General features: G+C 64.3%; 24 protein-coding genes. 18 read left to right on the top strand and 6 right to left on the bottom strand.

Annotated elements, in window-relative coordinates; translation table 11 throughout:
* Window positions 1-86: 86 nt before the first annotated feature.
* Entirely contained in the window at window positions 87-989 is a 903-nt protein-coding gene (locus SBA_RS24425; protein WP_008832010.1) for an EamA family transporter, read from the bottom strand.
* A 29-nt stretch (window positions 990-1,018) separates the two neighbouring features.
* Between SBA_RS24425 and SBA_RS24420 the strand changes: the two genes are divergently transcribed.
* The 9 genes from SBA_RS24420 to SBA_RS24380 all read left to right on the top strand — a co-directional run bounded on the left by SBA_RS24420 (window position 1,019) and on the right by SBA_RS24380 (window position 11,354).
* Window positions 1,019-1,555 carry an Lrp/AsnC family transcriptional regulator gene (locus SBA_RS24420; RefSeq protein ID WP_037520898.1) on the top strand — a complete coding sequence of 179 codons (537 nt, stop codon included), beginning with the start codon at window positions 1,019-1,021 and terminating at the stop codon, window positions 1,553-1,555.
* A 171-nt stretch (window positions 1,556-1,726) separates the two neighbouring features.
* Window positions 1,727-3,619 (top strand): molecular chaperone HtpG, encoded by a 1,893-nt coding sequence (htpG, locus tag SBA_RS24415; RefSeq protein WP_008832012.1) that lies wholly within the window; start codon window positions 1,727-1,729, stop codon window positions 3,617-3,619.
* Between the two features lie 258 nt (window positions 3,620-3,877).
* The gene (locus SBA_RS24410) at window positions 3,878-4,033 is read left to right on the top strand and encodes a hypothetical protein (protein ID WP_165362022.1); all 156 of its coding nucleotides are present in this window, start codon (window positions 3,878-3,880) and stop codon (window positions 4,031-4,033) included.
* 81 nt (window positions 4,034-4,114) lie between these two features.
* Entirely contained in the window at window positions 4,115-4,534 is a 420-nt protein-coding gene (locus tag SBA_RS24405) for a DUF167 domain-containing protein (RefSeq protein ID WP_315975831.1), read from the top strand.
* Window positions 4,535-4,579: 45 nt separating this feature from the next.
* Entirely contained in the window at window positions 4,580-8,011 is a 3,432-nt protein-coding gene (locus SBA_RS24400) for a response regulator (protein ID WP_008832014.1), read from the top strand.
* A gap of 10 nt (window positions 8,012-8,021) precedes the next feature.
* Window positions 8,022-8,846: a CheR family methyltransferase gene (locus tag SBA_RS24395; RefSeq protein ID WP_037520932.1), complete on the top strand. Its 825-nt coding sequence runs from the start codon at window positions 8,022-8,024 to the stop codon at window positions 8,844-8,846.
* Window positions 8,843-9,418 (top strand): chemotaxis protein CheB, encoded by a 576-nt coding sequence (locus tag SBA_RS24390; RefSeq protein WP_008832016.1) that lies wholly within the window; start codon window positions 8,843-8,845, stop codon window positions 9,416-9,418. Before SBA_RS24395 ends, SBA_RS24390 begins: the two co-directional genes overlap by 4 nt.
* Window positions 9,415-10,548 (top strand): hybrid sensor histidine kinase/response regulator, encoded by a 1,134-nt coding sequence (locus tag SBA_RS24385; RefSeq protein WP_008832017.1) that lies wholly within the window; start codon window positions 9,415-9,417, stop codon window positions 10,546-10,548. Before SBA_RS24390 ends, SBA_RS24385 begins: the two co-directional genes overlap by 4 nt.
* A 179-nt stretch (window positions 10,549-10,727) precedes the next feature.
* Window positions 10,728-11,354, top strand: a complete 627-nt coding sequence (locus SBA_RS24380) for a glutathione S-transferase family protein (protein ID WP_261937528.1) — start codon at window positions 10,728-10,730, stop codon at window positions 11,352-11,354.
* 95 nt (window positions 11,355-11,449) lie between these two features.
* On the opposite strand, the gene SBA_RS24375 is transcribed toward SBA_RS24380, so the two are convergent.
* Window positions 11,450-11,875, bottom strand: coding sequence for a DUF983 domain-containing protein (locus SBA_RS24375; RefSeq protein ID WP_037520901.1), 426 nt, complete (start codon window positions 11,873-11,875; stop codon window positions 11,450-11,452).
* Between the two features lie 223 nt (window positions 11,876-12,098).
* Entirely contained in the window at window positions 12,099-12,395 is a 297-nt protein-coding gene (locus SBA_RS24370) for a hypothetical protein (RefSeq protein ID WP_261937527.1), read from the bottom strand.
* A gap of 208 nt (window positions 12,396-12,603) precedes the next feature.
* Here SBA_RS24370 and SBA_RS24365 point away from each other — a divergent pair, with 208 nt between their 5' ends.
* Window positions 12,604-12,873 (top strand): hypothetical protein, encoded by a 270-nt coding sequence (locus tag SBA_RS24365; protein ID WP_008832021.1) that lies wholly within the window; start codon window positions 12,604-12,606, stop codon window positions 12,871-12,873.
* A gap of 46 nt (window positions 12,874-12,919) precedes the next feature.
* Here SBA_RS24365 and SBA_RS24360 read toward each other — a convergent pair whose 3' ends face one another.
* Window positions 12,920-14,215, bottom strand: coding sequence for a hypothetical protein (locus tag SBA_RS24360; RefSeq protein WP_008832022.1), 1,296 nt, complete (start codon window positions 14,213-14,215; stop codon window positions 12,920-12,922).
* Window positions 14,216-14,325: 110 nt separating this feature from the next.
* Here SBA_RS24360 and SBA_RS24355 point away from each other — a divergent pair, with 110 nt between their 5' ends.
* Window positions 14,326-15,321 carry a lytic transglycosylase domain-containing protein gene (locus SBA_RS24355; protein WP_008832023.1) on the top strand — a complete coding sequence of 332 codons (996 nt, stop codon included), beginning with the start codon at window positions 14,326-14,328 and terminating at the stop codon, window positions 15,319-15,321.
* A gap of 50 nt (window positions 15,322-15,371) precedes the next feature.
* On the opposite strand, the gene SBA_RS24350 is transcribed toward SBA_RS24355, so the two are convergent.
* Window positions 15,372-15,920: a hypothetical protein gene (locus SBA_RS24350; protein WP_008832024.1), complete on the bottom strand. Its 549-nt coding sequence runs from the start codon at window positions 15,918-15,920 to the stop codon at window positions 15,372-15,374.
* 95 nt (window positions 15,921-16,015) lie between these two features.
* Window positions 16,016-16,528 (bottom strand): hypothetical protein, encoded by a 513-nt coding sequence (locus SBA_RS24345; RefSeq protein WP_051211559.1) that lies wholly within the window; start codon window positions 16,526-16,528, stop codon window positions 16,016-16,018.
* Between the two features lie 361 nt (window positions 16,529-16,889).
* Here SBA_RS24345 and SBA_RS24340 point away from each other — a divergent pair, with 361 nt between their 5' ends.
* The 7 genes from SBA_RS24340 to SBA_RS24310 are packed head-to-tail and all read left to right on the top strand — an operon-like array spanning window position 16,890 to window position 22,115.
* Window positions 16,890-17,210, top strand: a complete 321-nt coding sequence (locus SBA_RS24340) for a TrbC/VirB2 family protein (RefSeq protein WP_008832026.1) — start codon at window positions 16,890-16,892, stop codon at window positions 17,208-17,210.
* A gap of 56 nt (window positions 17,211-17,266) precedes the next feature.
* Window positions 17,267-17,557: a type IV conjugative transfer system protein TraL gene (gene traL / locus SBA_RS24335; RefSeq protein ID WP_008832027.1), complete on the top strand. Its 291-nt coding sequence runs from the start codon at window positions 17,267-17,269 to the stop codon at window positions 17,555-17,557.
* 1 nt (window position 17,558) lies between these two features.
* On the top strand, window positions 17,559-18,125 hold the full coding sequence (locus SBA_RS24330) for a type IV conjugative transfer system protein TraE (protein ID WP_008832028.1): 567 nt from the start codon (window positions 17,559-17,561) through the stop codon (window positions 18,123-18,125).
* A complete protein-coding gene (locus SBA_RS24325) occupies window positions 18,122-18,925 on the top strand; it encodes a type-F conjugative transfer system secretin TraK (RefSeq protein ID WP_261937526.1) in 804 nt (267 codons plus the stop codon). The genes SBA_RS24330 and SBA_RS24325 overlap by 4 nt, the downstream gene beginning before the upstream one ends.
* A 4-nt stretch (window positions 18,926-18,929) precedes the next feature.
* Complete coding sequence (locus tag SBA_RS24320) at window positions 18,930-20,261, top strand: TraB/VirB10 family protein (protein WP_129965679.1); 1,332 nt, start codon at window positions 18,930-18,932, stop codon at window positions 20,259-20,261.
* The gene (locus SBA_RS24315; RefSeq protein ID WP_008829966.1) at window positions 20,248-21,126 is read left to right on the top strand and encodes a DsbC family protein; all 879 of its coding nucleotides are present in this window, start codon (window positions 20,248-20,250) and stop codon (window positions 21,124-21,126) included. Before SBA_RS24320 ends, SBA_RS24315 begins: the two co-directional genes overlap by 14 nt.
* Window positions 21,102-22,115, top strand: a complete 1,014-nt coding sequence (locus SBA_RS24310) for a TraV family lipoprotein (RefSeq protein WP_037519179.1) — start codon at window positions 21,102-21,104, stop codon at window positions 22,113-22,115. Before SBA_RS24315 ends, SBA_RS24310 begins: the two co-directional genes overlap by 25 nt.

The raw sequence follows: 22,115 nt of genomic DNA, 5'->3' as shown, positions 1-22,115 counted from the left end.
CTGGCGCGTGCCGCCCCCCATTTATGATCGGCCCTCAGGGAAAGACAGCGTCTCGGCTGACGATTAGCGGTGGGCTGCGGGCAGGACTACTGCGCCGGCGGCAGATCCGCCTTGGCATCGCCCAGCAGTACCGATCCCGCTGAAGCGGCAACGACGAGCGCCACGGCCAGCCACTGCATGGGCAGAAGAATTTCGCCCAGCAACACGCCGCCTGCCACGGCGCCGGCGGCGGGTTCAAGGCTCATGAGCACGCCGAACCGGTTCGCTGGGATCTGCTTGAGCGCGATCATCTCGAGCGAATAGGGCAAGGCGCTGGAAAGCACGGCGGTGACGAGACCGGTGAGGACCAGCGAAGGGGCGAGCAGGGTCGCGCCCGCCTCGACGATGCCGAACGGAACGACGACCAGGGCCGCGGTCGCCATGCCGAGCGCGACAGCCTGGCCGCCCGGGAGATGCGTCGTTTTCTTGCCGAACACGATATAGAGCCCCCAGCACAGGCCCGTCATCAGCGCGAAGCCCACCCCGGCCGGATCGAGCGCGTGAGGCGATTCATGTAAAGGCAGAAGCAGGGCCAGTCCGATCGCGGCCATCGCCACCATCGCCAGTTGTCCCGGGCGGCGCGAATAGAGGAGTGATACCGTCAGGGGGCCGAGGAACTCGATCGCGATGGCAAGGCCCAGGGGAATCGTGCGGATGGCGAGGTAGAAGCTGAGGTTCATCAGCCCCAGAACCACACCATAGCGCATCGTTGCGAACAGGTCCGCACGGGTCAGCGACAGGCGCCAGGGGCGGAACACCAGCAATAGGATCAGCGCGGAAAAGCCGACGCGATACGCGATCGTGCCTGTCGCGCCGACGATCGGGAACAGTTGCTTGCCGTAGGACGTGCCAATGCAGAATGCCGTTATCGAACAGGCAAGGGCCGCATAGGGGGCGGCCCGCAGCAACAGTGTGGAAGGCGGACGGGCAGAAACGGACAGCGTGGTCATGGCGGCTATATATCCCCCAGCCCCTGGCGATGGCTGGCGAAATTCGCCATTGTGTGACGGAATACGTCATTTATGGAGATGAAGTGGTGGAAACGGTCGATATCGATCAGTTCGACCGGCGAATCATCGCGATCGTTCGGCGCAACACCCTCACGCCCGCGCGCGCCATAGCCGCTGAAGTCGGCCTGTCGGAAAGCGCGGTACTGCGGCGCCTGCGCCGGTTGCGAGCCGAGGGTGTGATCGTCGCGGACGTCGCGCTGATCGACCCGGCGCGCCTTGCCAGCGCGATCACGATCCACGTTCTGGTAGAATTGAACCAATCAGGACTGCACCGGGAGCAGGCTTTTGCGGAGAAGCTGGGCCGCTATCCAGAAGTGATCGGCGCGTGGAACGTCACCGGCCGCACCGATTTCCTGCTGATGGTCAGTGTTCCCTCGATCGAGGCGTACCAGCATTTTTCCGATGAAGTGCTGGCCTCCGATGAGAACGTCCGCGACTTCGAGACGCTGGTGAGCCTGCGCGAGATCGTGCACCTGAACCCGCTGCGGGCAAGCCTTCCGCTTTGATCCCTACCGATTGGTCAGTGCGCGGCGGATAAACTTGGCGTGGTCCAGTCCCCGATCCTATGCTGCGCGCCACTCGGGACCGGCATTGCGATTAGGTCGTTCATCGGGTTGAAAATCCGGGCGGCTCCAACCAGATTTCGCCCGCCATTCCAAGGAGAGCGAAATATAGCGATGAGCACGATTACCGACGCTTCCCCCGACACGCGGTCCTTTGAAGCCGATGTCGCCAAGCTGCTGCATCTCATGGTGCATTCCGTCTATTCGGACAAGGATGTCTTCCTTCGCGAACTGGTGTCCAATGCCGCCGACGCCTGCGAAAAGCTGCGTTACGAAGCAATAGCGGCGCCGGCACTGCTGGGAGACGACCCTCAGCCTCGGATCGCGATCACGCTCGATCCCGATGCGCGCCAGTTGACCATCGAGGACAATGGCATTGGCATGACCCAGGCCGAAATGGCCGAGGCGCTCGGCACGATCGCCCGTTCGGGCACCAAGGCCTTCATGGAACAGATCGCCGCCAAGCAGGATGGCGAGGGCGGCCAGCTCATCGGGCAGTTCGGCGTCGGCTTTTATTCCGCCTTCATGGTTGCCGACAAGGTCGATGTGCTGTCGCGCCGCGCTGGCGAAGAGGGTGCGGGCCTGTGGACGTCCGATGGTTTGGGCACCTACTCGATCGGGGATGCTGATCCGGCCGAGGCTCCGGCGCGCGGAACGCGCGTCATTCTTCATCTCAAGGAAGATGCGGCCGACTATACCCGGCGCTTCAGCGTGGAGCCCAAGATCAAGGCGCAGTCGGGCCATGTCCCGGTGCCGATCGTCCTCAAGGACAAGCCCGACGCGGAGCCGGCGCAGATTGCCGATGGCGCGGCGCTGTGGACGCGGCCCAAGTCCGAGATCAGCGAGGAGGACTATACCGACTTCTATAGGACCAACGCCGGGCAGTTCGACACGCCGGCACTGACGCTGCACTACCGCGCCGAGGGCGTGCACGAATATAATGTGCTCGCTTTCGTGCCTGAGATGCGGCCCTTCGACCTGTTCGACCCCGATCGGGCGGGGCGGATGAAGCTCTATGTCCGCCGGGTGTTCATCACAAGCGAGGCGCAGATCCTGCCACGCTACCTGCGTTTTGTGCGCGGACTGGTCGACTCGCAGGACCTGCCGCTCAACGTCTCGCGCGAGATGATTCAGGAGAGCCCGGTTCTGGCCGCCATCCAGAAGGGTGTGTCCAACCGCGTGCTGAGCGAACTGGAAAAGCTCTCGAACAGCGATGGCGATAAATACCTCAAGATCTGGGAGAATTTCGGGTCCGTCCTGAAGGAGGGTCTCTACGAGGATTACGCCCGGCGCGAGACACTGCTGGGGCTCGCCCGCTTCAAGACCAGCACGTCGAACAATGAATGGCGTTCGCTCAAGGACTATGCTGCCGGACTGAAAGAGAACCAGACCGCCATCTATTATGCGGTGGGGTCCGACATCGAGCGGCTCGCCTCCTCGCCCCAGCTCGAAGGCTTCCGCGCGCGCGGCATCGAAGTGCTCCTGCTGACCGATCAGATCGACGGCTTCTGGGTGACTGGAGCGCCGGATTTCGAAGGCAAGCCGTTCAAGTCGGTGACACAGGGCATGTCGGATCTGGGTCTCATACCCCTCGCCGATGGCGAGCAACCGCCGGCGGAAACGTCGGACGAGGTCGCCGGCTTCATCGACTTCGTCAAGGCGACGCTGGGCGATGTCGTATCCGATGTCCGCGCGTCGGAACGGCTGACCGACAGCCCTGTCTGCCTGGTCGCGCCCGAACATGGTATGGACCGGCAGATGGAGCGGCTCCTGGCGGGCGCCGGGCAGCTTGCGCAGGTGAGCAAGCCGGTCCTCGAGATCAATCCCCGGCACGCGCTCGTCACCAGGCTCAGCGCGGTAAGTGCAGAGCAGGCCGACTTGCGCGAGGATGCAGCGCATCTGCTGTTCGACGAGGCCCGCATCGCCGACGGTGAACTGCCGCTCGATCCGCGAGCCTTTTCTGAAAGGCTTGGCCGGGTCCTGCTGCGCGGCAGCGGCCCGATCTGAAGGCACGGTTCGGGCGCGTCCAGCCGGCCGCTCAAGCCAAGGTTAGATGTACGGCCCGGTTCCGCTTCATAGTGGGTCCGGGCCTTACCAGTTCTTCGTCTCGCGCGCCCCTGCTGATGCATAGAACATCAAATCTCTATATTCACAGCCTCTATCGATAGATGGTACTAACATGAACGAGGCATGATGCCTCTGCGGGCGCAAGGCTAGTCTCGCAGGGAGCTGGCCCGACGGAATCCAAAAGGGCCGGCACGCATTATGATCATCGCAGCGATCGTCATCATTTCTCTCATCCTGATGGTGCTGTTCTTCGCTGTGACCGTGGCCGGAGGCCGCGCCCATGATCGGCAGAACAGGGAAGCGGCGCGCCGGGCTGATCACCAGCCAAGCGCGGGCGATGACCACCGGTCATGACTTGTCGCCCTCTGTCCGTCTCGCGTCGTGCGCCGCCGCGCTTAAGCAGTCCTGGCGTGACGCGGGGGCGGGCAGCCCGCAATGTCCTTGATCAAGCTGCCTTCGGGCCCATCCCCAAAAGCGAAACGGCTTTGTGCGGCCATGGCGCGGCCTAAAGTGTCCTGGCCGCCTAGGGCGGATATTCTGGCTCTCGTCGATGGTGCGGGTCGGCTTTCCATTCGCGTGACGCCCAATGCCTCCGCCGATGCCATCATCCTGCCGACCGGAGAGGGCATCTTGCAGGTCCGGGCGACAGCGACGCCTGAAGGTGGCAAGGCCAACGAGGCCGTGCTCAGGCTTTTGGCAGCAGCGCTCGGTGAACCAGTTTCTGAACTTGAATTGCTGCGCGGATCGACGGGCCGAAACAAGATCGTCCGGGTGGTCAAGCCTCGCGCGGAGCCGCTGACGGCCGCACGGAGTAAACTCGCCAAATCCTTTCACAGGCAGGAAAAAAGGGTATGACAGCCACCTTTGGCGCGGTCGGGACAGGATACGGGATTGGCGGAAATGTTGGAGAGTAAGAGCACGGTCGTTGGCACGCCGCAGCGGCAGAATAACGGGCTCATTGTCGGTCTGGTCTTGGGGCTGGCCTTCTTCCTGATCAGTACATGGCTTGCCTATTCGAATATCCAGGCGCTGCGCGACGCCGACAAGGCCATTCGCCATACCCACGAAGTGCTGATCGCTCTCGACGATGTTCTTTCCACCGCCAAAGACGCGGAGACGGGCCAGCGCGGCTATCTGCTGACCGGAACCAACGCCTATCTCGAGCCCTATCGGACCGCAGTTGCCGCCTTGCCCGCGCGGCTCGCGGCGCTGAAGACGCTGACCGCCGACAATCCGGTGCAGCAAGCGAGCCTGGGACCGCTCAACCGCCATATCGATGCCAAGCTGGCTGAACTGCGAGAGACGATCGAGTTGCGGCGCGCTCAGGGTCTGACCGCCGCCATGGGGATCGTGACAAGCGACCGCGGCAAGGGCGAGATGGACGCTATCCGCGCCCAGCTTGATGGCATGGCCCGCGAGGAGGTGCGGCTGCGGGAAGAGCGTATGGGCGACATGGCCGATGCGGCGCGTGCCGCCATCACCAGCGGCGTTGTTTCGGGCCTTCTGGGTTCCGCCCTCACCATTGCTATCTTCGTGCTGCTACTCCGAAATGGACGGGCGCGCGCACGGCAGGAATGGCTGCAGTCTGGCGAAGTCGGCCTCTCCGAGGCGATGCGCGGGGACAAGTCCGTCGAACAGCTTGGCGAGGACATATTGGCGTTCCTGGCCGAGCATACCGGCCTTTCGGGGGGCGCCCTGTTCAAGGGCGAAAGCGGCCACTTCCGGCGGGCGGCCGTGGTCGGGGTTCCGGCCGACGCCAATATGCCCTCCTCCTTCAACCTCAAGGAGGGCTTGCTGGGCAAGGTGGCGGTCGACGGGAAGGCGCTGGTCCTGGAAGACGTGCCGGAGGGCTATCTGACGATCGGCTCGGCTTTCGGTCGCGACAAGCCGCGCCATCTGGTCATCGTGCCGGCCAAGGCGGACACCCAGGTCAATGCGGTGCTGGAGCTTGGCTTCTTCAAGCCGGTCGATCCCTTGGTGCTCGATCTCCTGGAGCGTGTCTCGCCGGCGATCGGCATTGCCCTGCGCTCGGCGCGCTTCCGGGCCCGGCTCCAGGATGCGCTCGAGGAAACGCAGCGCCAGGCCGGCGAGCTTCAGGCCCAGAGCGAGGAACTGCGCGTCTCCAACGAAGAGCTCGAAGAGCAGGGCCGGGCGCTACGGGAATCCCAGGTTCGTTTGGAACAGCAGCAGGTCGAACTCGAACAGACCAACAGCCAGCTTGAAGAACAGGCACAGACGCTGGAAACCCAGCGGGACGAACTGGAGCGAGCCGGCGCGGCGCTGGGCGCCAAGGCACATGAACTTGAGCAAGCCAGCCAGTATAAGTCGGACTTCCTGGCAAACATGAGCCACGAACTGCGCACACCGCTCAATTCGCTGCTGATCCTCTCCAAGCTGCTGGGAGACAATCCGCAGGGCAATCTCTCCGACGAGCAGATCAAATATGCCAATACGATCGAGTCGTCTGGCAATGACCTGCTGACCCTCATCAACGACATTCTCGATCTCTCCAAGATCGAGGCCGGGCACATCGAGATCCGTCCCGAGACCGTCGCGCTGCAGCGGCTGACGGGCGACCTGCGGCGGACCTTCGACCCGCTTGCCGAGAAGAAGGGCCTTGGTTTCGACATCAGCCTTTCCGATGACTGTGCCCGCACGATCGAGAGCGACCGGATGCGGCTCGAGCAGATCCTCAAGAATCTCCTGTCCAATGCCTTCAAGTTCACCGAGCGCGGACAGGTGAGCCTTGCCATTGAGCGCGTGGATGATGCGTCCATTCGCTTCGCCGTCCGCGACACGGGCATCGGCATTTCGCCCGAGCAGCAGGCCTCGATCTTCGAGGCCTTCCACCAGGCCGACGCGACGATCAGCCGGAAATTCGGCGGGACGGGCCTTGGCCTTTCCATCTCTCGCGAGCTTGCGCGCCTGCTCGGCGCCCGGATTGCGCTGGAGAGCCGCCCTGGCGAAGGCAGCACCTTCACGCTCACCATTCCACTGGCCTATGAGACCGTCGCCCAGCCGACCCGGCGGCGTTTTGACCCGGGTCCCGCGCCCGTCGCGGCGGCGCCCGCCATCCCCCTGCGTCCGGCGCCCGCGCCATCGGCATGGAGCCTGGAAGACGACCGCGCGAGCCTGACCGAGGGCAACCGGGTCCTGCTCGTCATCGAAGATGATGCGGTGTTCGCACAGATCGTCTGCGAGCTTTCGCGCGAACTCGGCTTCCAGTGCGTCATCGCCGGCAATGCGGAAGACGCGATCAAACATGCTCACGAGTTCAAGCCGAGCGCGATCGTTCTCGACCTGGGTCTGCCGGACCAGTCCGGGCTTACCGTCCTTGACCGGCTGAAGCATGACGATGAAACGCGCCATATTCCGATCCATGTAATTTCGGCGGCCGATCAGAGCCAGACCGCCCTGTCGCTCGGCGCGGTCGGCTACCACATCAAGCCGGTCAAGCGCGAAGAGCTCGCCCAGGTGCTCGAGGGCCTGCAGGCGAAGCTCTCCTCGCGCATGCGCCGGGTCCTCATCGTGGAGGACGATGCGGTCCAGCGCGACGCGGTGGGCAAGCTTTTGGGCTCGGAGGATGTCGAGACGATCGGCGTGGGCACGGCTGCCGAATGCCTGGAACAGCTGCGGCGCGAGACGTTCGATTGCATGGTGCTCGACCTGACCCTGCCGGATACCTCTGGGTTCGATCTTTTGGAAACACTCAGCCAGGAGGGAGATCACGGCTTCCCGCCGGTCATCGTCTACACCGGGCACGACCTGTCCGCCGACGACGAGCAGCGGCTCCGGCGCTATTCGAGCTCGATCATCATCAAGGGCGCAAAATCCCCTGAGCGGTTGCTCGACGAGGTGTCCCTGTTCCTCCACCAGGTCGTCTCCGAGCTGCCGCCCGAGCGGCGGCGCATGATCGAGAAGGCGCGTCACCGCGACGCCGCGCTCGAAGGTCGGCGCATCCTCATCGTCGAGGACGACGTGCGCAACGTCTATTCCCTGTCGAGCGTGCTCGAGCCGCGCGGCGCGATCGTTCAGATCGCCCGCAACGGGCAGGAGGCGATCGATGCGCTCGCCCAGGCCGGCGACGATCCGAAAAAGGCCGTCGACCTTGTGCTCATGGACGTCATGATGCCGGTCATGGACGGGCTGACCGCGACGCGTGCGATCCGGGCCGATGCGCGCTGGGCCAAGCTGCCGATCGTGATGCTGACGGCTCAGGCCATGCCGGACGATCAGCAGCGCTGCCTGGAAGCGGGCGCCAACGACTATATGGCCAAGCCCATCGACGTCGACAAACTCCTGTCGCTGGTGCGCGTCTGGATGCCCCGATGAGGAGGCCTAGGTGACAGGCAGCCTCGAGGATTTGGAGATCGGCCTCCTGCTGGAGGCGCTCTACCAGCGCTATCATTATGATTTTCGCCCCTATGCGCGCGCCTCGATCAAGCGGCGCCTGGTGCAGGCGCGGAGCCAGTTGGGCTTTGCGAGTTTTTCGGCGATGCAGGAAAGCCTGCTCCATGATGAACAGACGCTACCGCGCCTGCTCAATTACCTCACCGTCCAGGTCAGCGAGATGTTTCGCGACCCGGCCTATTATAAGGCGCTGCGCGAACGCGTCATCCCGCACCTTAGGACCTATCCCTCGCTCAAGGTCTGGGTGGCGGGCTGCAGCAATGGCGAGGAGCTCTATTCGCTTTCCATCCTCTTCCGCGAGGAGGGGCTCGGCGCGCGGACGATCTTCTATGCTACCGATATCAATCCCGATGCCTTACGGGCGGCGCAGGCGGGGATCTATCCACTCGACCAGATGCAGAAATATACGGCCAATCACCAGAAGTCGGGCGCGCGCTCGTCGCTGTCGGACTATTATACGGCTGATTACGGGCATGCCGTGTTCGACAAGACGCTCAGGAGCCAGGTCGTCTTTTCCGACCATAGCCTGGTGACCGACGCGGTGTTCGCCGAGATGCATCTCATCTCGTGCCGCAACGTGCTCATCTATTTCGATCGCGAACTCCAGGATCGCGCCATCGGACTGTTCCGCGATTCCCTCGCCCGCAAGGGATTTCTGGGGCTCGGCTCGAAGGAGAGCCTGCGCTTTTCCCGGCACGCGGCGGCCTTCGCCAATTTCAACACCCCAGAGAAAATCTATCAGAAGGTGGAAGGATGAGCCGCGATCCGATCAGGGCGGTCGTCATCGGCGCCTCGGCCGGGGCGGTGCAGGTGCTGCTGGAAATCCTGCCCGCGCTCCCGCCGACTTTTCCGGTCCCGATCTTTATCGTCGTGCATATCCCGCCAGATCGCACCAACGCCCTGACTGCCCTTTTCGCGGATCGCTGCCGGCTGACGGTCAAGGAGGCGGAAGACAAGGAGAGCCCCGTTCCAGGCACGGTCTATTTCGCGCCGGCCGACTATCATCTGCTCATCGAACAGGATGGGCGCGTCGCGCTGGCGATGGACGAGCCGGTTCATCATTCTCGGCCAGCGATCGACGTCCTCTTCGAGACCGCAGCCGACGCCTTCGGCCCCGATCTCGTCGGTATCGTGCTGACCGGTGCCAACGAGGATGGCGCCGCGGGCCTGCGAGCCGTCGGGGAGGCGGGCGGTCTGACCCTTGTCGAAGAACCGACGAGTGCCTCGAGTTCCACCATGCCGGCCGCCGCGCTTGCGGCGTGGCCCCAAGCGCGGGCTCAGGATGTGCGCGGCATCCTCGCTTACCTTCAGACCTTGGTGGCACCATGACGAGTGCGAACCCTCTGCCCAACTGCCTTCTGGTCGACGACCTGGAAGAAAATCTTCTGGCGCTCGAGGCGCTGCTGGGCGACCAGGGTGTGTCGATCCTCAAGGCCCGATCCGGGGAGGAGGCGCTCGAGCTTCTCCTCCAGCATGATGTGGCGCTCGCCCTGCTCGACGTACAGATGCCCGGCATGGACGGCTTCGAGCTTGCCGAATTCATGCGCGCAAGCGAGCGGGCGCGCGATGTTCCGATCATCTTCCTGACGGCCGGCAGCGCCGACCAGCAACGCCGCTTCCGGGGCTATGAGGCGGGGGCGGTGGACTTTCTCCAGAAGCCGATCGAGGCCGATATCCTTCGCTCCAAGGCCCGGATTTTCTTCGACCTCTATCGTCAGCGCCAGAAGATCGGGGCGCAGCGTGATGCGCTTGAGGAGCTGACCGGCGTGCTGCAGACCGCAGATCGCCGCAAGAATGAGTTTCTGGCGGTTCTCGCCCATGAATTGCGCAATCCCATCATGGCGATGGGGGCGGGGCTGCACCTGATGGAACGCAGGCCCGATCCCGAGACAGCCACGATGGTGCGCGGGCAAATGAGCAAATATGTGCGGCATCTCGGCAGCCTGGTCGAGGACCTGCTCGACATCGCACGCATCGACCAAGGCAAGATCGCGCTCAAGAAGGAGCATCTTTTGCTCCAGGATCTGCTGACATTTGCCGTCGAAGGATCACGCCATCATATCGATGCGGCCAGCCATGAGCTGATCCAGGATGTCGCGCCTGAGCCGATCTGGCTGGAGGCCGATCATGCCCGGCTTGCGCAGGTCGTCGGCAATCTCCTCACCAACGCCGCCAAATACACGCCTGCGGGCGGAGAAATTCGCCTCTCCGCGAGGCGCGAGGAGGATCAGGTCCGCATCGAGGTTGCTGATACGGGCGTCGGTATCCCGGCCGAGATGCAGGCCCGGATCTTCGATCTGTTTGCCCAGATCGACGGGTCCAACCAGCGCACGCAGGAAGGACTTGGGATCGGGCTGGCGCTCGTCAAGCAGCTGGTCGAGCTGCACGGCGGCACGATCATGCTCAAGTGCAGCGCGCCAGGGGAGGGGAGTGTCTTCGAGGTCTCTCTGCCGCTTTGATGCCGTTCGGCCCGCACTGTTGCCGTCGGACGTGAGAAGTTCGCTGCCTTCCCATTAACGGGTGGGCCAGTTGTCGGTAAACCACCCCGCTGATGTTATGCTTCGCGCATGCATGCGCTGGCGGGACCATGTAAGGTGCGCGAATGTGGAGCGTCAGGGAAACGCGGGAGGATCGGCGGATGATTACCGTGTGGGGTGGACAGACATCGCGATCGATCCGGGTCGTCTGGCTGCTCGAAGAGATGGGCCTTCCTTACCGCATCCGGCAGGTTGACATGCTGGCCCCCGAGCGGGATCCCGAGTTCCTCGTGGTCAATCCGGCCGATTACATCCCGGCGATCCAGGACGGCGACGTCGTCATGGTCGAGTCAATCGCGATCATGGCGTATCTCATGGCCCGCTACGGGCCGACGCCGCTCGCGCCAGATCCGCACGATCCGAATTTCGCCGCCTATCAGCAGTTTCTACACCTGGGCGAGGCCGGCCTCGCTACCTTGTTGATGCCCGTCGTCGTCAGCCGCTTCCTGGCGCCCGAGGCCGAACGCAAGAACTGGGGTGCGACGTGGTGCCTAGGGGCGTTCCAGAAGCGGCTGAAGCTGGTCAACCAACGCCTAGCGAGTTCACCTTATCTCGCGGGCGAGGAGTTTACTGCTGCCGACATCTCGGTGAGCTACGCGCTGAACCTGGGCCAACGCAATTGTGGCATCACGCTGGGCGAAGCCGAACAAGCTTACCTGGCTCGCACCACCGGCCGCGATGCCTACAAACGCGCCATGATGCGTTCACACGACGGTATTAACGCGTAGGCCTGCCTCCGTCGGACGCTCCCTCGTGCGCCCATCAGCGATCAACTTGCTCTGCAATTAGCGGGGGGAGGGCCGGGATGCGTGCTTCATTCCGTTCAAGGCAGGCCATCCCCGGACTTGGCGGACGGTTCAGGACGCTCCCTTACGAACCCATGCATGCCCCACCACCATTGCAACGCGATGATCGCGCCTTTGGCGGGCTGCAACAGGCCAAGGAGCAGAACAAGCGCCAGCGGTACGATGATTGCCATCATGGCGGTGACCGAGAGCGCGAAATCGCGGGCCAGCGCGATGATGAGGGGCGCCATGAGGTGACCGGTCACGATGATCGCCACATAGGCCGGGAAGTCGTCCGCGCGTTGATGGCTCCAGTCCTGGCCGCAGCGTGCGCAGACGGCCACAGGTTTAAGAAACCGGTGGAATAACCGCGCGTCGCCGCAGCGCGGACAGCGGCCGCGCAGGCCCCGCAGCGCGGCGGCACCCAGCGTTTCGGGCAGAGCGCAGTCTCTCCGTTTTGGCATCAGCGGTCCAGCGTGCGGGCCGGACGATCGCGGGGACCGAACGGCGTTCGGATGAAGTCAGGCACGGTCATTCTCGCTGCTGGCCGATAGCGGCAAAGTTCGAAAGCGGGCTGACAGCAAATGAACAGCCACAACGGATATACAATCTCTTTTTCAGATGTGAAGTAGCACTTATGATGTATAAAACATCACACAGCCTTCGAGATCGTTGGATCCAACTTGCTTATAGCGGCGAGCCGAGCGCTTGCGCTGCGTCGCCCAGATCCGCCTCCGCAATGACATAGCTGTCGCCCTCTTCGGCAAAGAAGAGGTTCAGTTGCGCCTCGCTCCTCGTATCTGGCGCGGGACCATGGTGCGCCTCGTCCCAATGCGCGTCGACGAAGCTCCACAAGGCCGCGCTGGCCGCTGGCTGATCGTCATAGATGCCCACCTTTTCCGTCCCCTGGAAGACGATCACCAATACCGTAGCCAGCACAGCCTTCTTCGCCCTTGAACCGTTGCCTTTCGTGGGATTCCGCACGAACCCGCGACGCTTCAGGCACCCCGTGCGGCCTTCATTCACCCTCGGGGCAAGATGGGCAAAGAATGAGCGGGTTCAACAGGCTGAATTAAGACCATTTTGGAGCTAAACCATTTGCCAATATGCTTCTGCTAGGAAGTGTCGAACGCGCGGGAACAGGTGTCGTCTCAAGCGCGTACTGGACATGGCAAGAAAGACATAGAGAATCATGGCGCAGTTGACGCAGATGGAAATTGCCAATTGGCTTGCGATTTACGTTGGCGTCGGCCTGTGCTGCGCGCTCGCGGTTTCGCTGTCGGTCGCCGTGCTTCTCGGACAGCTGGTTCAGGAGCGTGCCTGGCGCCAGATCCACGGTGTACGCGGAGCGGCATTGTTCCTGCCGCGGACCTGGTGGCGCTGGCAGAAACTCTATTTGCTGTCGACGCCGGTCACCTTGTGCATCGTGGCATGGTTTGCCGCGACGCTCCGCTGGTCCTGAGCAGAGGGGCGCGCTTGCCGCATCACAATTGTCTAATGCGCCGGGCTCACAGGCCTAAGGCGGTTCGCACGATATCCGGTACGGCGCCGCGTTCGAGCGCGTCAGGCCCGAGGCTAATCAGCGGCGCGATCGTCTCCAGGCGCGGATGGATGGCGGCTCTCACCGCCAGATAGTTCTCGCCGAGCGCGCTCTGCGCCGCAACGACCAGCTGCCGGACCTCGCCGGTCTCCCTCGATTGCGCTTCAAGCAGGAAGTCGGGCCGACAGGGGCCTTGCGGGGTCAACTGGTCGAAGAGCGGCTTTTCGATCACCAGGTCGATACCGAGGCGATCGAGCGCGCGTCGCGCGTCGAGCAGGCCGCGATAAAGAGATCGCTCGAATTCGGAGGCAACCGGCACGAAACGCTGGCCTGAGAGGATGGGCTGCGCATAGGCGCGCAGCGCCGCATAGCCGTCGGCCTCGGGATATTCGCCGACCACGACCAGCACCAGGTAAGGACCTTTGATCGGGTTGCCGCGGATCGATGGGGACTGCACCCGATTGGCGAGCACCAGCGGCTCGGCGCCCGCGACATGGATGGTCGCACCCTGCACCGCTGTTGCGTAGAGCGCGAGGAACGCCTGCGGTGCGTGACCCGGTGGCCACTGATGGGATAGCGCGCGCAGGCCTGCGAAGACGCGATTGCTGTGAAAGGGACGGGCGTGTGTCCATAAGGCGCGGCCGAGCTCGATGCCGGGTGCAAGCTCGATCCGCGCGGCCGCCGCGCTCAAGGCCCTGAATTCTTGCGCAATGGAGCGTTCAGGGGGCTCCGCGCCAAGCGGCGGCGTGCGATGGACACCGGCCAGGGTCATAAGACGCCAAAGAAGGCGGGCGAGACGCGGCACCGTCGCATTTCGCGTCCTGTCGTCGATACTGTCGGCCTGCGGCTTTTGCGCGAGCTTCTCAGGGGCTGGCCGCAGCACTTCGAAATAACCTTCCGGGGGATCGGCCGGCGAATGGGGTGTACGGATCTCCGAAATGCGATTGGTCGCCTGCTCGCGAAAGAAGGGGCATTGGGGACGATGCTCGGGCCGGTCGGCGCCCGTCAGGCGCCGCAGATAATAGGTTTCAGCTTCCGACAGGAAGGCGGGGGTCAGGACCGGCGGCCGGGTGTCGGGACCCAGGCAGTCGCATGCGATCCACTTGGCGCCGATCCGTGCTTGCTGGACAAGCGCGATCCCCGCCTCTTCATCGCCGCGCGAGCCTTCGCCCATATACCAGCGCACCAGTGCGGACCGCACGAGGTCGGGAAGGGGGATGCGACGACCTTTTTGTCCGTCGCCTTGCCGGTCGATCAGCCACATGGAGGAGCCCTTTTGGAGCGCAATGGGCAAAGTCTGACTAGGCGCCGCGGGATTGACAACGGGATTTGGGTTCACCTCCACTCGGGCAAGGACAGGTTTCGGGAGGTTTTATGAAGACCGCGCTCCTTGCTGCACCGCTGCTCACCATCACCCTCGCAGCCCCGCTTGCCGCCGCCAGCCCGCAAGGTTCGCCGCGTACCGTTCAGCTCATCACGATGGGCGTGCCGGCGCCGCCACGCCTGCCGGCCGCTGCGGGCGCAGATGGCACAGACCGCCCGGACACGCCCGCGGTGGACGAAGGAGCCCCGCTCGCCGAGGCAAGTCCTGCCGCGCTTCCAGCGTCGTTCAGCGTTCATGATCTCAGCCGCAAATGGGTGCAGTTTCAGATGGCGCAGACCTACGGGCAAGCGGTCCCCGGCGAGGCCTCGCCGGTCGACCTGGCCGCTGCCGGTGCTGCGCCCCCGGTTGCGGCCGCGCCCGGCGTTTTTGCCGCGCCGACGCTGGAGGCGATACGCGTTCCGGCGTGGATGCGCGGCGGACTGGCCTTTGCCAGCGCCGCAACCCGATACACGCCAGGATGCTATGCCGGAGGCTATCGGCCGGCCGGTTTTCTCAGCGCCCAGGCGGAGATCCGGCGGGCGGGCTATTACGGGATGATGAGCGCGATCGCGTGCCAATATGGCATCCCGGTCGGCCTTTTCGACGCCATGATCATCCGTGAAAGCCGCTACAATGACCGGGCCGTCTCGCCGAAAAATGCCTATGGATTGACCCAGCTCATGCCCGGCACGGCTGCGGGGCTGGGCGTGGATCGCTACGATATCGAGCAGAATCTGCACGGCGGCGCGCGCTATCTGCGCAGCCAGCTCGATCGCTTCGGCCAGGTCCATCTGGCGTTGGCGGCCTATAATGCCGGGCCGGGACGGGTGCGGGGCGGCCAGGTGCCGCGGATCGCCGAGACCCAGGCCTATGTCGACGATATCCTCCTCAACTGGCGGCGCCTGAGCGGTTTCACGCGGACCGCCAGTGTCACCGGCCCATCGTTGCCGCCCGCTCCAACATCTCCGCGTTTCAATGGACGCAGCGCGATCGTTTCGCGCTTCTGAGACCCGAGGCAACGGACGCCAGTGCGAACCGCACGGACGGCGTCCGACGGTCAATCCAGGCGGAAGCTCTGCTCCATGCGGGCGCGCCGCTCGATGATCGCTATGACCTCGCGTACCACCCGGTCAACGACGCCGTCGCGCAAGGGGCCTGCCCATTCGCGGCGGATCTCGGTGCCATCCATGCCTTCCACTTCGTTGAGCGCATGGACAAGCGAGAGCGGTAGGCTCGCGAACACCTCGGAAATCATCTGCATCATCGTCGAGAATCGGCCGTCATGGAGAAGATCCAGGTCGCGAAGAGTTTCGACACCGAGAACGGCCTGGATGAACCCGATTTGAAGGACATGAAGGATCGTCTGGAACTCGACGAGCGTCATGCTCTCGCGGGTGGAAGGATCGGCGGTGGGCCGCAGAAGATTAGACAGGCGGTTACGTCTGATGCCGGTCTTGAGCGCCAGTTTCCGCACGCTCACATTTTGATCCGACATCGCTTGAAGAATGTAAGGAATATAGTCCCTGAAGGGGATCGCAGCGCTCTCTTCAGCGGACTTGCTTTCGTCCGTCGAGGAAGGTGCCCCGCTGCTGGCAAGGGATGTCATGAACCGGCCCCCTGATCCTGCTCCGTAAGAGCACCAAATCACAGCGGGAAACGCTTTGCAACAACCTCTGACCTGAATTTCTTTATAGGTATCGTCTAAGCCATTGGAACGGATGGACTTGTCTGTTGCGAATCGCTCGCAATTTTTCCGGCGGGCTTGGCAGGCGGTAAATCGAGCCCCTGTTCGCGCAGCTTCGCCACGACGGCCTTCGCCTTCTGCTCGACGATATAGTCGAACAGGAGAAGCGACAGCATGTCGCCGGCGGACATGCCCTGCCCGAGTTGCCTGGCCAGAATATGCTGGGCCTCGCTGAGGTTCTCGGCGCTGCTCGCGGTAACGCGCAGTTTGATACGAATGCCGCCTTCGGTGGGGATCTTGTCCAGATGCGAGCGAAGCACATCGGAATCATGATCCATGGCCGCGGCGGAGGCGGCGCGCGCATTCACCAGCGTCGCGAGCGTCTGGTAAGAATGGGTTTCGTTCGATCGCAGCCGCACGCTTTCGGTGGTGAGGCGGAAGAAGTGCTCGGAAATATCGATGCTGACCTGTCGGGGGAAACCCACTCCCGCCGCGTCCTGTCCCTGTGACGTTTTGTAACCCTGCCCCACTCGACCCCCCTGGAGTGCCGGATCCCGCGTCCTTGCTACGCGGCACGAAGCTCCTGCCGATTCCACGGTAGAACCTAACCGTTAACCAATCTTATCGCAAATTTTCGCGAGTCGCGCGGGTGGCTCGGATTTCGGGCCAGCGTGGCGCGCGCTGGTGACCGTCCCGGTCTGCACAGCGGGCCACCCCGGCTCGCAGCGCGTACCGGAGCGGTTCGCGCGCAGCGCCAAGCGACTCGGGCTGGAAGAAAAATTCATGTCCCCCGCAACGCGCCGAGCCGGGGAAGGTTGCTCGGCCGGCGAGCGAGGGGACAGCCTTCGATTGGGCGCGGAACCGCCGCGTCTCAATCGGAAGGAAATGCTCATGCAACAGGTACTGAAGCATGGCGGGCGGGTAGAGCTTGCGATCCTCGTGATCGCGGCGCTGGCCTTCGCGCTGCTCATGTTCGCCGGACCGGCCTTCGCCGGCGCCGACACCACCTTCGACACCGCGCTCACCAAGTTCACCGACTTCCTCGAGGGATCGGGCGGCAAGATCATCACCGTGCTCAGCCTCGCCGGCGGCGTGGTCGCGCTCGCCTCGGGCCGCTTCTCGATGGGTCAGATCGCCATCCCGGTGGGTGTCGGCGTGGGCGCCGGCACCGGCGTGCCGATCGTCACCTCGACCGTCACCGCAACGATCTGACGTGGGTTCGGGCCGGCGGCGTAGCAGCGCCGACGGTCCAAATGGAGGGTGGTGCGATGTCTGCGGACAAATATGTCATTCCAACTCATCTGGATGATCCAGAACTGATCGGGCTGTGGACCCTGGATGAGTTCCTCGCGATGGTGATTCCGTTCACCTGGGGGATCCTGTCTCAGCATATCCTTATCGGCATTTTGCTCGCTGGAGCAGGCTGGTGGGGCTTGAAGCGCGCTAAGGCGGGACGGGCGGCATCCTGGCTGCTGCACATGGCCTATTGGCACCTTCCGGCCGGGTTCACCGGCATGAAGGCGACACCGCCCTCCTACCTTCGACTGATGGCCGGCTGACATGGAGATCGCCAACAGCCACGCGCAAAGCCAGCGCGTTCTCAAGCAGCGCAACATCCTCGTCGCCATTGCCGGCGTGCTCGCAGCGCTGACCGCCATCCTCTTCCTGATGGTTGCGACCCGCGATCGGGAGATCGTCCTGCAGCCGATCCTGCGGTCGCCGCTCACAGTCAGCAGCGCCGGGGTCAGCCGCGAGTATCTGGAGATGGTCACACGCGACGCCGCGGTGCTGACCCTCGATCGGTCGCCGAGCAACCTGGAATACTGGATGAAGTCGGTTCTCGATATCACGGCGCCAAGCGCACAGGGGCGGCTCAAGGCGGACCTTCTCAAAATCGTCAACGAGCAGCGCGGATCCTCGATCGCGCAGTTCTTCGCGATCCAATCGATGAAGCTCGATCCGGACAATCTGACCTCGGACGTGACGGGCGACCTGCACACGATCGTAGGCAGCAAGGTCATCTCCAAGGACCGCCGGACCTTCCGCTTCAAATGGAAATATTCGGGCGTCTCGCTGCAGCTCGTCGGCTTCGGGATGGTGTCCAAAGCCGAGGAAGGAGATCAATGATGAGTGCTATCGCCATCGGCAGCACGGCTGCCGGCGCAGCCTTGTGCTCCCGATATTATTTCCACGCGAGCCGTTTCATGGGCGCGGGACTGGTCGCGGTGGGTCTGCTCCTGGTCGCCGAGCCCGCCTGGGCGGACCAGACGATCATGGCGTCCGACAGCAGCCAGGTCGACTGCCAGGCGTCGGCCAAGGACCTGACCCGCATCAGCCTCGTCGAGGACGAGTTCGCCAGCGTCTCGAAGATCTCCACCGGCAATCCGACGGACGATTTCAGCGTCGTCAACGAACCGGTGCGCGGGGACATCTATCTGTCGGTACCCGAGGGTTTCGGGCGGCCCGCCCTCTCCTTCTTCGGCACGACCAAGCGCGGCTATGTCTACAAGTTCGTTTGCCGCATCGGCGGCGAGCAGGCGGCGCAGGTCTTCGTTTCCAACCCGGCGATCGCGAAAGATCGTTCGGCTGAGGCGGTCGCCACCACGGTCAAGGCCGGCCCGCAGGATGCAGCCGTCGAACTCGTTCAGGCGATGTATTCCAACAGCATCGTCGATGGCTACGAGATGCGGCAGCGCACTTTGCGCCCGGTCTTCGTCGGCGGGCTCAAAGTCCAGATGATCGCGGAATATCGGGGGCAGGAGCTTACCGGCAAGGTTCTGCGCATCGAGAATATGAGCAACGCGCCGATCGCTCTCAACGAAGGCGCGGTCGCGCCGCGCAGCGCGCTCGCCGTCTCCATCGCCGAGCCGACGCTCGCGCCAGGCAAGGTCACCACGGCCTATCTCGTCTCGCAGATCGGGAGGTAGTCATATGGCACTCGCGGACATTTTCTCGCGCACCCGTCGCACCCTGGACGGTCCCGATGAAGAAACAGAGAATGTTTCTCCGGTAACCGGTGAAATCGGCAGCAACGAGGCGACCCGCAAGAAGCAGCGGTTGTTGCTCGCGGGCGTTGCCGGCGCGGGGCTGGTGCTCTCGTCCTTCTGGATCTTCGGGGGCAACGACAAGGACGCGGCTGAAGAGGACGACGGCGAAAAGGTCGAGGTGTCGACCAAGGATCTGGTGAACCGCAACCTCTCCCAACAGGAGTGGATGGGAATGTCCGAGAACCAGTTCCAGTCGATGGAAAACCAGCTGAAGTCGGTGAATGCGCAGCAAAACCGCGTCGACGCGCTGGCAGCCCAGGTCGAGGCGCTGAAGGGGCAGAACCAGGCCCTTCAGGCCGACGGCCAGCGGGTCTTCTCCGCCTACCAGGCCGAGAACGAACGGCTCAAGCGCGAGGCGGCCCAGCAGCGGGCGGCACCGCCGCCCCAACCAGGTCCAGCCGCGCTTTACGGTCCGGGCGGGACCCAGGCCTATCGGCGGCCCGATGGCACGCCGGGGGCGGCCGGGCCCGCCGGCGCGCCGATGGGCGGCGCGGAGGTCAAGATGGTGAACTTCCAGACCACCGAGACCGGCAATGCCTCGCGCGTCGCCAAGGGCAACACGGTCTATACCGACAGCGTCAATTACCTGCCGCCCAACAGCTTCGCATCCGCCAAGGTGATCGTCGGCGTCGATGCCAGTGCCGGCGTCAACAGCCAGTCCGACCCGCTTCCGGTCGTGCTGCGCGTGACAGGCCCTGCACGCAGCGTCTTCCAGAACGGGCGCCTGCTCACCACGAAGATCGAGGGCTGCCTCATCAACGGAGCGGCGCGCGGCGACCTTTCGGCCGAGAAGGTCTACGTCAAACTGCAGAAGATGACCTGTCCGCAGCCCGGCGGCCGCTATGCGGTCTCGGAGGTCAAGGGCTTCATCGCCTTCGGCGGCAAGACCGGGGTGCGCGGCCGGGTGGTCTCGCGCGAAGGCGGGCTGGTGACGCAGGCCTTCATTGCCGGCCTCTTCGGTGGTTTTGGCCGCGGTTTCTCCGCAAACGCCAATTCGGTGTTCCAGGGCACCAACATCACCACAAACGGCAAGCGCGACAAACTCTCGGCGGGCGAGATCCTGGAGGGTGGCTTCGGGGAAGGCGTCGCCCAGACCGGCGACATGGTCTCGAAATATCTGATCGAGCGCGCCGAACAATATCAGCCGGTGATCGAGATGCCGACCGGCATCGATGTCGAAATCGTCTTTCTGGAGGGTGTCTATGTCCGTAACTGATCGCCTTCGCGCCGTTGTTGCGCGCACGCCCTGGAGCTATGGCCTCATCGCCCTGCCCGTTGTGGGACTGGGCGCTGCAGCCATCGCTGCCGCCGCCGTGCCGACCGAAGACAGCCAGGTCGCGGGCCTGCTCAAGGCCCGGCTGCCCAAGACCGAGATCAGCGCGGTCAACTGCGCCAAGGTCGCAGGGCTGTGCGAAGTGACCGCCGGCGCCAACCTCTTCTATGTCGATCGCGGCGCCCGTTATCTGGTCATCGGCCGGGTATACGATATGGAAACGCGGCAGGACGTGACCGCGGCACGCCTCCTGGAGATGAACCCCGACATGCTGGTCGGCGGCGCGGCCAAGGCCAATGCGACGGCCGCGCTCGGCGGCGAGGCGGACGCTTCTCCCCTCGCACCGACAGCCGGCGCGCGCCGTGTCTCCGTGCCGGAGCGCCCGGCCACGCTGTCGCTCGCTGGGCTGCCGCGCGACGGAGCAATCGTCTGGGGCAACAAGGCATCGAGCCAGTCCGTCACGGTCTTTACCGATTTTCGCTGCGGCTACTGCCGCGCGCTTACCAGCGTGCTGCGCAGCATGGACGTCAAGGTCATCGAAAGGCCCATTTCGGTCCTGGGCAGCCGGGATCTGGCCGACCGCGTCTATTGCGCCAAGAACCGGGAAGAGGCGCTTCACGCCGCCTATTCCGGTGCGCCCTTCGAGAGCGGCAAATGTGACACGCGCGGTCTCGACGCCAACGAGCAGTTCGCCCGCAGCCATGGCCTGAGCGGGACCCCCGTGATCGTTCGCAGCGACGGCGCCATGCTTGAGGGCTACCGGCCCAAGGACGTGCTGGAAGCATGGCTGAAGGGAGCCAAGTCGTGAAGGGCCGCGCCACTCGCTGGCATGCTGGCCTGGCGCTCGCCGTCCTGCCAATCATGGGGGGCTGCGCATCGTTCGGCAGCAATATCGCGGGGAGTTTCTCCTGCCCTGCGCCGGACGGAATTTGCGCGCCGTCGTCATCGATCGACGACCGGGCACTGGTCCTCATCACGGCTGAAGCGCCGGACGCCGTGCCGTCACCGGCGGGACCCTATCGCGATCCCGACATGGGAGCGGGGAAAGCCGCCCGGACGGCGGTGGCAAGCCCGCGGCGCATGCCGGTGTCGATCGGAGAGGCGGGCCGCACACGGGAGAAAGTGCTGCGGATCGTCTTCCAGCCCTATATCGACGAGCGCGGCCGGTTGCACGAGGCGAGTGCCGTCCATGCTGTGGTTGCGCAGGGTGAGTGGCAGCAGCAGGCTATCGCGGACGCGTCTGGCCTCTCCTCCCGCAATGAGCGCGCCGCGACCTATGCAGGAGAGACGCTCGCCGACGCGGTCGATCGCGCCGAGACGGAGCGCCTCTCCCCCGCCGAAGGCCTGCCTGACCCGGCGGCTGTCGCTGCCGCGCGGGCGCGTGCGACGGCAGATCCGGTTGCCAGCATCAAGAGCGATGTCGCGGCCCGGCTTTCGCCAAGGCCGGATGCGCGGGCGCGGCGCAAGGTCGCGGCGACGCCCGCGCAACCCGTGAGCGCTGCGGCCCCGTCCGCCGAACCGACTGCTCCTCCCGCGGCAGCGCCTGCGCCGTCGGCGCACGCGGTCCCATCCGTCCCGCAGGCTGCGGCAGTCCCTGGCGCTCCTGCCAAGACGACCGCTGGAGCGGAAGCGGCGGCGCGGGTGAAAGCCGATAGCCGGTACCAGACGGTGGCGTCGCAGGCACAGGATGGTGCGCGGGCAGCAGCCACGGGCGCGCAGGCGCCCGACTTGCGGCCGGTGCTCAAGCCCACGGTGAATTCAGCCCCATTCCCCGGCGCCGTCGCGGAGGAGAACTGA

The organism is Sphingomonas bisphenolicum (assembly GCF_024349785.1).
Lineage (GTDB): Bacteria > Pseudomonadota > Alphaproteobacteria > Sphingomonadales > Sphingomonadaceae > Sphingobium > Sphingobium bisphenolicum.
The sequence above is the reverse complement of the archived record's forward strand: the minus strand, read 5'-3'. Positions and strand labels throughout refer to the sequence as shown.

Excerpts from the sequence above, each read along its gene's own strand:
- SBA_RS24425 (WP_008832010.1), bottom strand. The coding sequence starts at position 989 with ATGACCACGCTGTCCGTTTCTGCCCGTCCGCCTTCCACACTGTTGCTG.
- SBA_RS24420 (WP_037520898.1), top strand. The coding sequence starts at position 1,019 with ATGGCTGGCGAAATTCGCCATTGTGTGACGGAATACGTCATTTATGGA.
- htpG (WP_008832012.1), top strand. The coding sequence starts at position 1,727 with ATGAGCACGATTACCGACGCTTCCCCCGACACGCGGTCCTTTGAAGCC.
- SBA_RS24410 (WP_165362022.1), top strand. The coding sequence starts at position 3,878 with ATGATCATCGCAGCGATCGTCATCATTTCTCTCATCCTGATGGTGCTG.
- SBA_RS24405 (WP_315975831.1), top strand. The coding sequence starts at position 4,115 with ATGTCCTTGATCAAGCTGCCTTCGGGCCCATCCCCAAAAGCGAAACGG.
- SBA_RS24400 (WP_008832014.1), top strand. The coding sequence starts at position 4,580 with ATGTTGGAGAGTAAGAGCACGGTCGTTGGCACGCCGCAGCGGCAGAAT.
- SBA_RS24390 (WP_008832016.1), top strand. The coding sequence starts at position 8,843 with ATGAGCCGCGATCCGATCAGGGCGGTCGTCATCGGCGCCTCGGCCGGG.
- SBA_RS24385 (WP_008832017.1), top strand. The coding sequence starts at position 9,415 with ATGACGAGTGCGAACCCTCTGCCCAACTGCCTTCTGGTCGACGACCTG.
- SBA_RS24380 (WP_261937528.1), top strand. The coding sequence starts at position 10,728 with ATGATTACCGTGTGGGGTGGACAGACATCGCGATCGATCCGGGTCGTC.
- SBA_RS24375 (WP_037520901.1), bottom strand. The coding sequence starts at position 11,875 with ATGCCAAAACGGAGAGACTGCGCTCTGCCCGAAACGCTGGGTGCCGCC.
- SBA_RS24365 (WP_008832021.1), top strand. The coding sequence starts at position 12,604 with ATGGCGCAGTTGACGCAGATGGAAATTGCCAATTGGCTTGCGATTTAC.
- SBA_RS24360 (WP_008832022.1), bottom strand. The coding sequence starts at position 14,215 with ATGTGGCTGATCGACCGGCAAGGCGACGGACAAAAAGGTCGTCGCATC.
- SBA_RS24355 (WP_008832023.1), top strand. The coding sequence starts at position 14,326 with ATGAAGACCGCGCTCCTTGCTGCACCGCTGCTCACCATCACCCTCGCA.
- SBA_RS24350 (WP_008832024.1), bottom strand. The coding sequence starts at position 15,920 with ATGACATCCCTTGCCAGCAGCGGGGCACCTTCCTCGACGGACGAAAGC.
- SBA_RS24340 (WP_008832026.1), top strand. The coding sequence starts at position 16,890 with ATGCAACAGGTACTGAAGCATGGCGGGCGGGTAGAGCTTGCGATCCTC.
- traL (WP_008832027.1), top strand. The coding sequence starts at position 17,267 with ATGTCTGCGGACAAATATGTCATTCCAACTCATCTGGATGATCCAGAA.
- SBA_RS24330 (WP_008832028.1), top strand. The coding sequence starts at position 17,559 with ATGGAGATCGCCAACAGCCACGCGCAAAGCCAGCGCGTTCTCAAGCAG.
- SBA_RS24325 (WP_261937526.1), top strand. The coding sequence starts at position 18,122 with ATGATGAGTGCTATCGCCATCGGCAGCACGGCTGCCGGCGCAGCCTTG.
- SBA_RS24320 (WP_129965679.1), top strand. The coding sequence starts at position 18,930 with ATGGCACTCGCGGACATTTTCTCGCGCACCCGTCGCACCCTGGACGGT.
- SBA_RS24315 (WP_008829966.1), top strand. The coding sequence starts at position 20,248 with ATGTCCGTAACTGATCGCCTTCGCGCCGTTGTTGCGCGCACGCCCTGG.
- SBA_RS24310 (WP_037519179.1), top strand. The coding sequence starts at position 21,102 with ATGGCTGAAGGGAGCCAAGTCGTGAAGGGCCGCGCCACTCGCTGGCAT.